The following is a 15,938-nucleotide window of genomic DNA, read 5'->3' as shown; positions in this document are numbered from 1 at the left end:
CCGCCGACAATATTGCTGAGGCCGGTGAGTGCAACTGCATCACATTCAGGGCGTTGAGCTGCGGGTAAGTCGCCGCAAATGCAGCCGGAATAATGGCAAAATATTTGGCGACGTCGTTGGCAATACTAAAGGTGGTCAATGAGCCACGAGTCATCAACATCTGCTTGCCGATATGAACCACCTCAATCAACTTGGTCGGATTAGAGTCCAAATCCACCATATTGCCCGCCTCTTTGGCGGCTTGAGTCCCCGAGTTCATCGCAACCGCCACGTCAGCTTGTGCCAGCGCGGGGGCGTCGTTGGTGCCATCGCCGGTCATTGCGACCAGTCGGCCTTCTGCTTGATATTGACGAATCAATGCCAATTTGGCTTCTGGCGTCGCTTCGGCCAGAAAATCATCTACTCCCGCTTCAGCAGCAATGGCAGCTGCTGTTAGCCGGTTATCGCCGGTGATCATCACGGTTTTAATGCCCATTTTACGTAGTTCCGCAAAACGTTCTTTAATGCCACCTTTAACAATATCTTTTAGTGCAACCACACCCAGCACGCGAGGGCCATCAGCAACCACCAATGGCGTCCCCCCGGTGCGCGCGACACTTTCTACGGCATCTTCTACTGCGCGTGGGAAGTGGCCTTGATTGGATTCCACATGACGGCGGATAGCATCGACAGCCCCTTTGCGAATCATCCGATCCTGAACATTGACACCACTCATCCGTGTTTGCGCGGAGAAGGGCACAAAGGTGGCATTTAGACTGTGTAAGTCGCGTTCGCGCAAGTTAAAGCGCTGTTTCGCCAGTACCACAATACTGCGGCCTTCCGGTGTTTCGTCGGCCAGAGATGAGAGTTGCGCGGCATCCGCGAGTTGTTGCTCGGTAACACCTGGTGCCGGTAAAAACTCGGATGCCTGGCGGTTACCCAAAGTGATGGTGCCGGTTTTATCCAGCAGCAGCACATCAACATCTCCTGCCGCTTCAACTGCGCGCCCGCTGGTGGCGATGACGTTAGCCCCCAGCATGCGGCTCATCCCGGCGACACCAATGGCAGAGAGCAAACCGCCGATGGTGGTTGGGATCAGGCAAACCAACAGTGCCACCAACACGGTGATAGTGACCGGTGAGCCAGCTTGATTAGCCTCAACACTAAAGACTGAGAATGGATACAACGTCGCGGTAGCCAGTAAGAAGACGATGGTCAGTGCCACCAGCAAAATGGTCAATGCCACTTCGTTTGGTGTTTTGCGCCGTTTCGCGCCTTCAACCATGGCAATCATTCTGTCGAGGAAAGTCTCGCCGGGGTTGACGCTGCACTCGACCACCAGCCAGTCTGACAGCACGCGAGTGCCGCCGGTGACGGAGGAGAAGTCGCCGCCTGATTCGCGGATAACCGGCGCAGACTCACCGGTAATGGCGCTTTCATCGACTGAAGCACCGCCTTCCAGCACTTCACCATCGCAGGGCACGGTGTCGCCCGCTTCAATCAGTACCACATCGCCTTTGCGCAGACTGTCGGCAGAGACTTTCTCTTGTGGCGCATCGAAGCGAGCTGCGGACAGTTTTTTCGCCCAACTGGTTTTTTTCACACCACGCAGGCTTTCGGCTTGCGCTTTACTGCGCCCCTCGGCCAGCGCTTCAGCAAAGTTGGCAAACAGTACGGTAAACCACAGCCACAAGGCAACACTGCCGGTAAACAGGGCGCTGCCGGTGGTTTGTCCGCTTAAAATAGCCAGCCAAATCAGGGTGGTCAGCCCACTGCCCAGATACACCACGAACATCACCGGGTTACGCCACTGAACCCTAGGATCCAGTTTCTTCACGGCATCAAGCAGTGCAGTGCGAACCAGTGCAGGCTCAAAAATTGCACGTTGTTTGCGGGTCATCGTCATTCTCTCTTTTTGTTAAAATAATTAACGTGTTAACCAAACTTGAAGATGTTCGGCGACCGGGCCTAAGGCCAGTGCGGGGATAAAGGTCAATGCGCCCACCAATAACACGGTACCCACCAGCAAGCCGATAAACAGTGGCCCCGAAGTCGGTAGGGTGCCGTTGCCCGCCGGTTGGCGTTTCTTCGCCACCAGGGAGCTGGCAATCGCCAACACGGGCAAAATCACCCCGAATCGCCCCAGAAACATCGCGGCAGCCAGCAACAGGTTATAAAACGGTGTGTTGACACTCAGGCCAGCGAAGGCGCTGCCGTTGTTGTTGGCTGCTGAGGAGAGGGCGTAGAGCACTTCACTAAAGCCATGTGCGCCGGGGTTCAGAATGCCTGCGCGGCCAGCATCGGTGCAAAGTGCCAGTGCGGTGCCAAGCAGCACGACTGCGGGCGTGACCAGAATCGCCAGCGCGGTCATTTTCATATCAAAAACGTCAATTTTTTTACCAAGGTATTCTGGGGTGCGGCCAATCATCAGCCCGGCAATAAACACCGTCAGTAGCACGAATAACAGCATGCCGTATAAACCAGAACCGACGCCGCCAAACACCACTTCGCCAATCTGCATCAGCCACATCGGCACCATGCCACCTAGCGCGGTAAAGGAGTCGTGCATGGCGTTAACCGCACCACAAGATGCTGCGGTGGTGACTACGGCATACATGCTGGTGGCGAGAATACCGAAGCGTGATTCCTTACCTTCCATATTGATATTGCTGTCCGCGCCCAGCTTGATGAGATGGGGGTTACCGGCCAGCTCGGCGTACATCACCACCACTACCGCCACCACAAAAATCAGTGACATAGCCCAGATAAGCGCATGGCCCTGGCGGGTATCCCCAACCACCTGGCCGAAAGCGAAGCACAGGGCACAGGGGATGAGGAAGATAGCCAGCATCTGGACAAAGTTGCTAAATGCCGTCGGGTTCTCAAACGGATGGGCAGAGTTGGCACCAAAGAAGCCCCCCCCATTGGTTCCCAGCATTTTTATCGCTTCCTGTGAAGCTACTGGCCCCATCGGTAAGGTCTGTTTTACGCCTTCCAATGTGGTGATATGCAGGTAGCCATCCAGATTTTGTAATACTCCCTGACTGACAAAAATCAGAGCGATGATCAGTGCAATCGGCAATAAGACATATAACGTGATGCGCACCAAATCGACCCAGGCATTACCTAATGTGGCTGCCGAATGGCGGGCAAATGCACGAATCAGTGCAAAAGCAACCGCAATACCGGTGGCGGCAGAGAGGAAGTTCTGTACGGTCAGGCCGGCCATTTGGCTGAGATAGCTGAGGGTATTTTCACCGCTATAGGCTTGCCAGTTGGTGTTAGTCACAAAACTGACCGCCGTATTCAGTGCCAGATGCCACGACATCCCCGGCATATTTTCCGGATTCAGGGGTAATGAACCTTGCATCATTAACAATGCGAACAGCAGCGCAATGCCCAGAATGTTAAACAGGAGAATAGCCAGCGCATATTGCCAGCCGTTCATCTCGACATTTTTTACTCCACTACAACGCCATAAACCGGCCTCAATTTTTTGCAATGGCATAAAGGGGTCGCCTTCAATAAGGCGTGCCAGAAAACTTCCCAATGGACGGGCTAGCACCAACAACACCAGCATAAAGCTGGCGATAAGCAGAAATCCTGATGCCGCCATTTAAAAGTCCTCCGCATTAAATAAGGCATAAACCAGATAGCCCAGTAGCAGCAGAACCAGCAATCCACCACAAATGATGCTGACACTCACGATATACCTCCACAGGTCTTGTTTTTTGATAACCCAGTTTTTGATAACTCAGTTTTTGATAACAACAGCTTAGGAAGTTGTAAGAAAAGTTCTTGATAAAAAAATGGGAAGGCGTGTAAAAAAAGTATAAAAACGAGCAAAAAATAACCGAAAAAAGAGTGTAAATTACTCAATGGCGGTGTGCAGTATTCAATTGAGTTAGCGGAGTAGATATTCCTTGGGTAAATACACCCAGTTTTCTAATTGATAAATTTCCAGTAACGCCAGTGCAACAAATTATAAATTGCGATTAACTTTGATGTAACAAAATTACAGAATGGGTATTTTTTTTCTTTTTTTGTGCGATTGAGTGGTCGGATGAGTGGTAAAGTTTCAACCAATGCGGTAAAATTTTGCTCAGTTTCCAATTTGTTTATTTTACTTTCAACGCCAGCGGTAATAGGCCTGCGGTTAATAGGGGTAGCTGTTACACAACGGCGTTTTAAAGGAGGGTTATTATGTCCATTTACAACGCATACCCATTACATCAAGTGATCTTGCGCCGTATCGCTGTGATTCTGGTGGGGTTATTGGCGCTGCCTGTCATGCTATTTCGCAAGGATCGCGCCCGTTTTTATAGCTATTTGCACCGTGTCTGGGTCAAAACCAGTGATAAACCGGTGTGGTTGGCACAGTCAGAAACGGCACCGCAATATTTTTACTGAGATAAAATGCAATTACCCGTTTAGGGGAATTGCTAACAGGTAGTGGTAAAAAATAAGTTAAATTAAGGCCCGTGAACCTAATGTATTCACGGGTTTTTTTATTGCTGGGCCCCACGAGTGTTGAAACATCCATATTAAATATTGATTTAAATATCAAACTAATATGATTTAATTTAATTAATATCATTATTATCTATTTCTCATCCATTCAACCAGCCCCCCTTATCATGCATCATAACCTTGCTAGGTATGGTTAGCTAATTAACATTAATATTATTAATTAATCTGATATGGATGAAATATGGAAACTTACGTACAAACAACATCGTTAGTCAACTATAACAAAGGTGTTTTTTCTCTCTACTTTGTTAGCCAAAATCAGCAGCAAATGGCAAAGGGTATTGCGGCTAAAAACGATAACGAGCTTGAATTAAAACAGGTTATTCATATGCCAGCATCGGGCTTTATGTATATGGTCTCAATGGTAAAAAATATGCTGGAAGATCCGCGAATGCAGCAGGAAATTGACAATATGATTAATGCCAATTTATTACCGACGGGTGGTAATGAGGAAGGCAATGAAGAAAGCAATGAGGAGGGGAATCTGGTAATTGAAAGTAATGGAGAAGAAAATAAAAAATAAAATATCAATCAATGGAGATGTAGATTGGTGATTCAACGTGATAATAAAATTATATCGCTAGAATCATCCGAAATACAAGAAATAATGGGCGGAGTAATGCTGTTAACACAGCGTTCTCCGTTGCATAGAGCTTATTTCGTTTCGGAGTGGTTTCAGCAAATTTACCCGGCAATTACGTTAAACCAATTTCGTTATTATACGGACGAACAGGGCAATCCGCTGGCATTTTGTAATTGGGCATTTCTATCTGAAAAAAACATGAATGAAATACTGTCAGGTGCGCGCGATATTAAAAAAAGCGATTGGCAATCTGGCAATCATATGTTTATTCCAGAAATGATCGCGCCCTATGGCCATGCCAAAATAATGGCGAATGATTTGCGTAGGAATATTCACTTTTCCAGGAAAGGCGAAAGGGTGTGTGCTATTAGGGGGCAACTCAATAAACAATGTTCTTCAGATAAACCCAAAATCCAATGGTTTAAAATTTAACTTAATAAGGATGTATCATGAGTAAAGCATCTAATCGAAGTGCAGAGTATTTTTTTACCGGTGTTTATAATGGCGATGATAGCAATAATGATATTGATGCGATAGGCCTTGGTGGAATGATATATGCCCGTGGCGGAGATGATGATATTTTAGTCGGATCTATTGCTGCAAAGGTCGAAGCTGGGAGCGGTGATGATACGATAAAAGGAGGAGCAGCATATCTGGAGGTTTTGGATACTACGGGGAAGTTAACCGTGAAAGGTGCAGCAGGTGCAATGAATATCATTAAGGAGGGAGACGGTGATATTGATGCCACTGTAGTTGCCGGTGCTAATATTATAAACCACACTGGAAACAGTGGCAACATGAATATTTTTGCTATAGGTGCATATAATAAAATTACTCGTAAATCAAAAAGCTATGGTACTAATGGCAAGTTAACATTAGACGATATTGTTTTAGGAGATGCTCGCTTTGAAAATGAAAAGCTTGGTATTAGCACAGATAAAGTTAGTGCTGTAAAAATGGAGGATTACTATTTATATGAACACAAGTATAACCATGATGGTTATACTTGTAAAGCTTTGACTAAAGTGTACCTATTTCAGGATGAAAAAACAGGAGATGTAAAAACTAAAAAAACTACAACTATATCTGTGTTTGATAGAGTAACAAACCATTGGCATAGAACGTCTGAATATAGTAACGGACATAATTATCTGGTTGATATTGATTATAATTTTAAAGCAACAAAGATAAAAACTAAGTATTCAGGTGAGCTGCCGAAAAAATGGTTGGGAGGAGACAGCATACTGTTGAAATATGAAGATGAACTACTTTTAAAAAAGGATAATTTAACATTAAATGCAATTAAGCTTTCAGATGGTAACTTACTCTCGGCAATTAAATCAACAGGTAAGCCAGGTGCTTATTATTTTGTGAGTAGTAAATATATTTATGAAATTGAAATAAGTGATGCTTCTACGTATGTCAATATTGACGGTAAGAGGATATTGACACCCTGTCAGGGAATGAAAATTATACCTTATAAACGTACCGTACCAAGAGGACGTGGTTCTCGTCCCAACGTTAAAATAAATAAAATTCCTGATGGATTAGTAGAACGTACTGGCTCTACTGATATTGGTCAGTATAAACGCGTTGTAAACATAGCCAATGTACCGAGTATTGACAGTGTTTCATTTAACATTAATGAAGAGGTTATGGTAGATAAAAAATTAAATAGACTAGAACCTAGTGCAGTATTAAATATCACAAATATGAACTTAATTAACCCAAGTGATGATATAAATTTTGAAGGGGGAGGTATTGCCAATGTTATCGAGTCTGATGTTGTTACTGGAAATGTTACTTTTAAAGGTGGCGGTGCAGCAAATATCATCACCCATGCAGCAGTTAAAGGTAATACCGATTTTACCGGTGGTGGGATAGCCAATATTATTGTTAAGAGTGGCGGTGAAGGTAACCTGACATTTAACGGCGGTGGGCTGGCTAATGTATTAGTGCATAAAAGTCAAAAAGGGGACATGAAAGTTAATGCTGGTGGTGCAGTTAATGTCATGGTGCGTCTAGGAAATGGTCAATATGATGTCACACTGACCGCTTTGGGTAATATTTCTGTCCACAGTGGTGATGGAAATAGTATTGTGAAGATGCTAGGTGGATTAAATACCCATACTCAAATTGGCGATGGAGAGGCTTTCTGGATTGCTGCTGGTGGTTTAAATGTGCTGACCAAAAAAGGACAAGGGTCACTGTTTTCTGTCGTCGGTGGTGGTGGCAATGTGGTAACCCGTATTGGGCAGGGCGATTTGACCATCGTGGCCCTTGGCTTGGGGAATATCATCACCCATATCAGCGATGATGAACATTCTGCCAGCACAATGGTTATTACTGTAGCAGCGGCCAATATTGTGACTAAGAAAGGCCGCGGCGATATGCAGGCTATTCTAGCCGGTGGCTTGAATGTATTAACCCATGTTGGTAACGGGAAGACCGATGCAATAATGTTGGGTGGTGGCAATATTCTAACCAAAGTCGGTGATGGCAACACTAACGGTATTATGTTTGGCTTAGGGAATATATTTACTCATGTGGGGGATGGCCAGACTTTAGGTGTGATGGCTGGCGGTGGAAATATCTATACTAAAGTGGGCAATGGGACCACGATTGCAGCTATGCTTGCCGCCGGTAATATTATGACCCAGATTGGCAATGGTAATACCTATGTATTAATGGCTGCTTTGGGCAATGTGATAACGAAGGTTGGTGACGGTGATCTTTTAGCCTTAATGATTGCTAAAGGAAATATTTTAACCCAAGTAGGTGATGGCCAAATTTTTGCATTAATGTTGGCTAAAGGGGGGAATATTCTCACTAAAGTGGGTAATGGCACGACATTAGCAGCTATGATCAGTGTTGCTAATGTGATGACCCATATTGGTAATGGGCAAACTTTTGCATTAATGATCGGAAAGGCGAATATATTTACCAAAGTAGGTTCAGGCTTAACGGTTGGCGTCATGGTTGGCAATGTTAATATTTATTCTCAGATAAATAATCATAAAAATGAAGCTATAGGTATTGGTATATTCATTGGTAAGTTGAATGTAATGACCAAGGTTGGCGATGGCACTGCACTCGCTATTATGGTCGGCGAAGCCAATGTGATGACCCATATTGGTAACGGTGTGACTGGTGGAATAGCTTTAGCGAAAGGGAATATCATTACTAAAGTCGGTGATGGTTTTATGGGTGTTTTGGCAAAAGCTGAAGGAAATGTGATCACACATGTGGGCACTGGCGTCACCGCCGTTGCCTTGCACGGAAAAGGTAATATTCTCACTAAGGTGGGTGATGATACCACTATAGGTTTATTAATTTCCCAAACCGGCAATATTATGACCCATGTTGGTAATGGTTTGACTATTGGTATTGCTAAAGGAAAAGGGAATATTATTAGTAAGGTGGGGGATGGTATTGGTATCAACGCGGTATGGGGAGAGTTTAATGTCATTACACAGGTTGGTGATGGGGAACGCTATAATTTCGCCAAAGGTAAAGGTAATATTATTACCCGAGTAGGAAAGGGGCAGGAAGTCACCGTGGCAAAAGGTGATGCTAATATTATCAGTGCAGTGGGGGATATTGATAATTATACCTTCGCATGGGGTAAGCAGAATGTTATTACTGCGGTTGGCAGCGGCAGAAATGTGGTTGTGGCAAAGGCCGATAATAATGTTGTGACGAAAGTGGGTGATGGCGATGCTTATAATATATTATTGGCAGATAACAATATTGTTACTACCGTCGGTAAGGGGCAAAAAATAACGGTAGCTAAAGGGAAAGTGAATGTAACAACAGATGTTGGTGATGGATTGAATGTTACCGCTGTTTATGGTGATACCAATGTCAACACTAAAGTTGGCGATGGCACTTCAGTGAATGCCGCCTGGGGGAAATATAATATTAACACCAAGGTGGGTGATGGATTAAATGTTGCCGTGATGAAGGGCAAAGCCAATATTAATGTTAATATTGGTGATGGCTTGTCTGTTGTGGCAACCTATGGGCGTAATAATGTTTCTGTTAAAGTGGGTAATGGAGATTATTATAATTTATCTGTGGCCGCCAGTAATACACAGAGTAATAAATTAGCAACATTATTTGGTAATATAAAACAAAATCTACTGGGCCGGGCTGGTAGTCCGGCAATTGACTATCTGGTAAATGGCACTGAGGGGCAGACGACGGGATTCCGTAACGGCCATGGTGGTTTCAATTTACCTGAGATCAAGAATCTTAATGGCTTCAAATTAAATGAGGATGTGGTAGCTGGCAAATTTGAGCCTGGCAGCGGGGCTTATGATTTTAATGCTAAAAGTAATAATCTTACTAAGATAGACACTCCCAATTTAGGTCGTGCGGAAAATAATGCATTAAAGGCATTGGGGAGTTCTGATAATACGGAAATACGCAATGATGTTAAGGGTTCTACTGCGCATTCTGATATTGAGAATAAAGTGGATGGGGATAAAAAGCGGGCAGAGGAGGATAGTCAGCAGCTTCAACGCCATCAGGAAAAACACACGGAAAATGCATCTGTTATCCAGTCGCAACTAGAGGGCACGGATAAAGCAGAATTGGCAACCACCGGTGCCGAATACCAGAAACAAATGGAGCAACAGGCAAATGAGTTAGTCACTGAACAGCAACGAATAAGCCAGAGTATTAATGATATTTCTGTTGATAAGAATACCGGGGCGGGAGAAGGCTACCGACAACACTTTGCCGGAAAATTTTTGCAGGATATCAACGAAAAACTGAATAAATCAGTTAACAGCGCGCATGAAAATATAGATAAGTCCCAAGCTAAAGTTAATGAGTACGCATCCAGGGTAAATGAAGCGGTTGCTCGGTCTGAATCTGCCCTGGCAAAAGGTGAGCAGGATAAAGAGAGAGCTAATGCTGAACAAGCTACTGCTCAGTTAGAGGCTGACAAAAGAAAAAAAGACGCTCAGAAGCAGAATAACGAGGCGAATGAAGCGCATAAAAAAGCGCTAAAAGACGTCGATAGCGCTCAACGTCGTGGTGATGACCATCTTAATGATGCTAATAACGAGGCTGAAAAGGCGTCAAAAAAAGCTAAAAGCGTTCAACGCAGTGAAGGTGATACACCAAATGATAGAAAGGAAGCTCAGGGCAGCGGTCTGAAGCAAGGCCAAAAAGCCTACCACACCGATGTTAAAGTCGTCTCTGATGCGGATATTTCTCCTGTTGAAGGTTCTATACCTGACAGCCATCCTATGGCTGTGGCTGACAAGCGAATTAGCAATAAAATACCGAATATTTCACCGTTAAGGGCTACTGCAAACAGCAATACTGACTATGTGGGCATATCTAACTCGCCACTCCCTACCGCTCCCCATTCATCTTTTATGAATTGGGTTCGTAAGCAGGGAATGGGTAAATATGTTCATAACAAACATGATAAAGCGCTATCTTTTGATTTCTCACAAACTACGGCAATATTATTGCCCAGAGCGAGGGATATTTATAATTTAGGTAAACAGCATGTGACGAATGGAAGCAGAAAACATGCAGTGCGTATGTTCTCTGGTATTTGTTTCGGATTGTCGGCTAAATATATGATAGCAGCTCGTAATTACGGACCGGAGGGAGCAAAAGACTATTTTTCTTACATTGAAAGCCTGAATAAGGCGAATCCTAAAAACGCTAAGAGTATCATTAATAGTAATGTTAGAAAGATATATAATGGCTTTTCCCTTAGTTATGATAAAACAATGCGAGAGAAAGATTTACTCAGTACTTTAAAAATGCACAAAAGTCAGTCTTTTTACACACCTAGATATGTTGATTTTATCATTGATCGTTTCGGGAAAGGATATATAAATAAAGAAGTTAATACTAAAGACTACCTTAGTGATTTGAATAAACATATAGCTCAGCATGGTATAACAAAAAAAACAGATTTTGATGAAAGAATATTAAGTCATTTCGGTGAGACAGCAAGTCCTGTGAATATATCTAACCAGATGATTGAGCAGCTTAAACAGCAGAATATCGAAGCTAATAAGGAATATGGCGGGGAGTTGGCGAAACATGGATTAAAAACGGATAATAATTATAATGATCTTAAGCCAGATGTAGTGGGCTATGTTGATACGATGAAAAAACTAGAAAATCCGACAGAGGATACATTTGTTTCAATACAATCTCAAAAACATGCTATGGCTATCGCTATTCATAAAAAAGAAAGTGGACATATTTGGTCTTTCTTTGAACCTAATTATGGCGGTGTTTCATTTCATGATTATAAATCATTTAAAAAATTCATGGATGGTTTTACAAAAAATAGAAACTCATATGCTTCGCATGATGATAAAGAACAGCGTTTTTCTTTAGAAATTAACATATATACATCAAATAAAGAAACTAAAAAAGTTGATGGTGTTTGGGATTCGTGGCGCAGAGAGAAGGATGCGTTTATAATTAATGAGTTTAAGAATTCCGGGGCTGTATTTAAGTTTGATAAAAAAACTAATGGCAAGGTAGTTGACTTTACCACACGTAAAGATGCTGATAATAACTTAAATGTAGACTCAGTGACGATTGAATTATCAGATAAAAAAAATAGTTTCACGCACCGTATTCAGGTGCAGGAATCTGATATTGCTAGCGCCACCAATAAACTAATACCCTACATTGGTAATATAAATAAATTAAATGGCAATAGACATTTGCTTATGATTGCGGACCAAGACAGTGTTCGGTTCGTTAATAATCATCCTCAGGGGCAAGCTGAAGAAGTATTAACCATACCATTATCCCGCTTAAAAACTTTGGGTGATGATGTTTATAACCCCCTAAAAGTCAATGAATGGGATAGTAGTACAGTGAAGGATGGCCAGACGAATAACACCACTCGCTACCATTCCCAAATTATTGTCCAGCTAGAAAACGACCCTGTTGCCGCTGAAGCGGCGGCTAATTTAGCGGCCAAGCACCCAGGTTCAATTTTGGTTCAGGTTGATTCCGATGGGCAGTACCGATTGATATCGGGTGATCCGACTTCATTGCAAGGTAATATCCGTTGGCAGCTAGTTGGCCATGGGCGTGATAGCAATAATGGTCAAGGTAATCAAACCATGGCTAATGACTCTGCTTCTGACTTAGCCGCAAGAGTTAAATGTTTTAAAGATAAAATCGATAGTGATTATCGCATCAAAAGCTCGCCAAATTATATTAGCCTGGTAGGGTGCTCTCTGGTCAATAAGGATAAACAGCAAGGCTTTGCCCAATCGTTGCTGAGAGAATTAGATAATAGAGATATCCATACTGAAGTTGGCGCACGCAGTTCTCGTATTCTTATTGATGCGCAAGGGCGTAAATTAACCGAGGATACTGATGGTAATTTCAGGCATAAAGCAAGCGAAGATAAAGTTAAATTTAGCTTTAATCAAGATGGGGAGATAGTGACTAGTTCCGAAAGCGTCAATAACAATGTGAATGAATCTGAAATTGATCTTCATCGCATTGGGGCCAAGGCCGTTGATTTACCCGCGACGGGGGCTATTGGCCGTAATACTGAAGAGTTTACCCCGCCGGAAACAAAACCAAGGATTGAAACTGCCCCTCAATCAACGGATAAAGATCAGGCGGTAAGTTACTCTGGTAATATCAATATTCAGATTGGTGATGATGAATTTACCTCGATCAATTGGGGCACCTCAAATCTAGGGATAAAAGTCGGCAATGGAGGATTTAAAACCTTAGTATTTGGTGATAATAATATCATGGTCCATATTGGTGATGGTATGAGTAAACACAGCGTTAATATTGGCGGTTATCAGGCCTTTGAAGGCGTACAAGTGTTTATGGGTACCCGCAATATTAGCTTTAACCATGGTCACAGTAATGATCTGATATTTATGACGGAAAAAACCGTGCTATCCCCGCCATTGGTTAATCCATTTGATGGTGCGACACGAATCTGCGTAACACTTGAAGATATTGCCAATGAAGGGCATGGTGATAATTGGCTGAAAGCCCAGTATCAGCAATGGACGCCCTCTAGCGCCAGGCAGTATCTCAACGATTTATCGCTGTTAGACAGTAGCAGCAGTGTAGATTATAATAATCTGATTGAAATAGATCCTGAACTGATTAATAGATCTATTGATTTTCGTAGTAGTCGTGGCTTGCAGCATGATTTTACTATGATGTTTAACAAAAAATATAATGAATATATCAGCAAGCCAGCTGCTACAACAAATAGCAATCAAGCAAAAACTACTAAAGCAGATAAATTACGCAAGTTAAATGACACCATGGTGTTTAATATTGCTATCGCTGGCCAAGGGGCCGATATTATTGTCACCAACAGTAACTGGAACTTTACTTTTGGCGATAATATCCAGTCGATCATGGATATTAATTTGGGTTCGTTGTTTGCTATCAGTACTCAGCAGGTTACCCAATCGGGCAGGGTTAAAACGACGATGACTTATAGCCCTACGGATCTGCCACGGCAGATTAAAAATAAGTTACTCCATAAATTATCGTTAGTCGAAAGTGATATGACGTTAGGTGATATTTTTGGTGTTGATTATGATGCTGAGGGAAATATTATTTCCCGTACTGGCGAAGCTATCGATGGAGAAAAAATATTAAAAGAAATGCTCGAGGTGGTGGCTGAGTTTGGTGGTGAGAAACTGAAAGTATTGAGTGATCCGCAGAAATTACTCAATGGCTTAAAAGCGAATTTAAATATGGGCGAAAATGCGATTACCTCTTTCGCCCAAGCGCATGGTTTGCAAGATAAGGCACCAACCGAAGTCGATGAGACAGCGACTGTTAATAGATTGGCATCCACAACTACCCAACCTGCGGGAAATAAAGATCAGCCATTTGGTTTCAATTCCCTTAATTTACCTAACTTGTTTGCCACGCTCTTCAATAAAGACAAGCAAACTGAAATGGCGGATATGGTCGATAATCTGAAACAGAATATGGCTCAAGATCTGCTTAATATGGAGGAAAAAACTTTCGATTTCTTGCGTAATAGTGGATTTTTACGTGGCGATGGCGACCTGAATGCGTCATTGGGGAATTACAATTTCACCTTCGGCGGGCATGGTAACGACTTAGGTGCCTATCTGGGCGACAATAATAATTTCTGGGGGGGCCAGGGAGACGATACCTTTTATGGCACCGGAGTTTCCAATGTCTTCACCGGTGGTCAGGGCAATGATACTGGCGTTTTGATGGGCCGTGAAAATACGATGTTTGGCGGGGTTGGTGAAGACACTGCGGTTCTTGCCGGGCGGATTAATCATGCCGAGCTTGGATCGGGTAATGATAAAGCATTCCTCTTTGGCGAGGCTGGAACTGCCAATATGGGGGCTGGGGACGACTATGCCGTCATGGCGGGTAACTATAATCAGGTTAATGGTGATCAAGGGCAGGATTACGTTGTCCTGATGGGCAATGCTAACGTTGCTGAGTTAGGGCAAGGCGATGACCACTGTGTCGTTTTGGGGAATGAAAATACCGCGTCAGGAGATGAAGGTAACGATACGATAAAACTGATGGGCTACTCGAGCATCATTATGGGCAGAGATGGGAATGATCATCTGATTGCCGATGTTATTTCAAAATACAGTGATTTCTATGGCGGCAACGGTGAGGATACTCTTGAACTCGGCGGCTATAAGAACAACTTCCAAGGCCAGGACGGGGTTGATAGCTTTGTCGTCAGCACCTCAGTGATTGATTGTGCAGTTACCGATATCAGCCGCGAAGATAAGATTCTGATTAATAATGTCAGTTGGCGTGACCTGTGGCTCCAGCGCAGTGAAAATAATTTAACCATTTTGGTCAGGCGGCCAGTGGCTGATGATTCGGCACAGGGCGATTTTGAGCGCGTCGGTTCAGTCACCTTTAATGATTACTTTAATGACAAACGTGCCGCGATTGTCGTCAGTGATAAAGGGAGCAATGGCTCACCTGGTGGTTATGAGGCCCTGACAGACTCGGCCGTTGATGGTTTGATTGATAATATGAACAATTTCTCTGTTTCCGATGGAACATCCAGCTTGGTTGGGCAGATGGATAACCGAATGCAACAGCAGATAGCCGGGCTGTGGGCTAACACGATTCAGCATGCGGGGTAGTGATAAAGCCTATTGATAGTGCGCGGTAGATAAATTCACCATGCCATTCAGTTAACTCTGAGTGGCATTTTTATTGTCCAGCTGTTTATGACTCACACAAGGTACTTTTATATAAAGATATCAACCAATACCACGGCTTTTCAGTGACAGCTGTTATGATGAAATAAATTGTTCGACATAGCAAAGTTGCTGGAGAATGAGATGGCGCAAAACAATCAGATGAAACAGAGTCTTGCATATTGCCATGCGCGCGATGAACTTGATGCGCTATGCACAGCAGGTATCACTCGAGGCCAATTGATGGCGTTTCATAGTCGCTATAAATTAGTGTTATTGGCACATTCACAGCCGGAATACCGTGAAATTGGGCCTTTTATTGCGTCAATGGATAAATGGTCATCACTGATTGAATTTACCGCTGAGTATCGCCAGCGTTTGCTACAGCTACTCTCTCATTCTCCAACAGTGGCGAACCATACCAATGTATTGATGCATGTGCAGGGCTATTTCCGACCTTATCTCACCTCTACTCAGCGTCAGGCGTTAGCTCAACTGATTGACCAATATCGCATAGGTGAATTGCCCCTGAGTGCGCCTATCGCCCAGATAACAGCTTATATGATTGAGTTTCCAAATGACTATCTGGCCAGTCAGCACTATTTTACTTTTTACTCAGAGCAAGGATAAGCAATGGCAAC

At 43.5% G+C, this 15,938-nt stretch carries 8 protein-coding genes; 5 read left to right on the top strand and 3 right to left on the bottom strand.

What is annotated here, in order from left to right:
• The 3 genes from kdpB to ACNSO8_RS10405 all read right to left on the bottom strand — a co-directional run.
• Positions 1-1,879 (bottom strand): potassium-transporting ATPase subunit KdpB (gene kdpB, locus ACNSO8_RS10415; protein WP_418394560.1); only part of this gene is annotated, 1,879 nt, incomplete at its 3' end.
• A 27-nt stretch (positions 1,880-1,906) separates the two neighbouring features.
• Positions 1,907-3,595 (bottom strand): potassium-transporting ATPase subunit KdpA, encoded by a 1,689-nt coding sequence (gene kdpA, locus ACNSO8_RS10410; RefSeq protein WP_019081163.1) that lies wholly within the window; start codon positions 3,593-3,595, stop codon positions 1,907-1,909.
• Positions 3,596-3,685 carry a K(+)-transporting ATPase subunit F gene (locus tag ACNSO8_RS10405; protein WP_019081162.1) on the bottom strand — a complete coding sequence of 30 codons (90 nt, stop codon included), beginning with the start codon at positions 3,683-3,685 and terminating at the stop codon, positions 3,596-3,598.
• Positions 3,686-4,182: 497 nt separating this feature from the next.
• Between ACNSO8_RS10405 and ACNSO8_RS10400 the strand changes: the two genes are divergently transcribed.
• The 5 genes from ACNSO8_RS10400 to ACNSO8_RS10380 all read left to right on the top strand — a co-directional run bounded on the left by ACNSO8_RS10400 (position 4,183) and on the right by ACNSO8_RS10380 (position 15,927).
• Positions 4,183-4,389 (top strand): YbfA family protein, encoded by a 207-nt coding sequence (locus ACNSO8_RS10400; protein ID WP_005163391.1) that lies wholly within the window; start codon positions 4,183-4,185, stop codon positions 4,387-4,389.
• Between the two features lie 301 nt (positions 4,390-4,690).
• A complete protein-coding gene (locus ACNSO8_RS10395; protein ID WP_050160420.1) occupies positions 4,691-5,032 on the top strand; it encodes a hypothetical protein in 342 nt (113 codons plus the stop codon).
• Between the two features lie 27 nt (positions 5,033-5,059).
• The gene (locus ACNSO8_RS10390) at positions 5,060-5,524 is read left to right on the top strand and encodes a toxin-activating lysine-acyltransferase (protein ID WP_229712294.1); all 465 of its coding nucleotides are present in this window, start codon (positions 5,060-5,062) and stop codon (positions 5,522-5,524) included.
• A gap of 17 nt (positions 5,525-5,541) precedes the next feature.
• Entirely contained in the window at positions 5,542-15,240 is a 9,699-nt protein-coding gene (gene rtxA, locus ACNSO8_RS10385; protein ID WP_418394559.1) for an MARTX multifunctional-autoprocessing repeats-in-toxin holotoxin RtxA, read from the top strand.
• Positions 15,241-15,441: 201 nt separating this feature from the next.
• On the top strand, positions 15,442-15,927 hold the full coding sequence (locus ACNSO8_RS10380) for a YbgA family protein (RefSeq protein WP_172653853.1): 486 nt from the start codon (positions 15,442-15,444) through the stop codon (positions 15,925-15,927).
• Positions 15,928-15,938 lie beyond the last annotated feature (11 nt).

The sequence above is a fragment of the Yersinia sp. LJYL362 genome (assembly GCF_048323875.1).
This window is presented reverse-complemented; position numbering and strand designations above follow the sequence as displayed.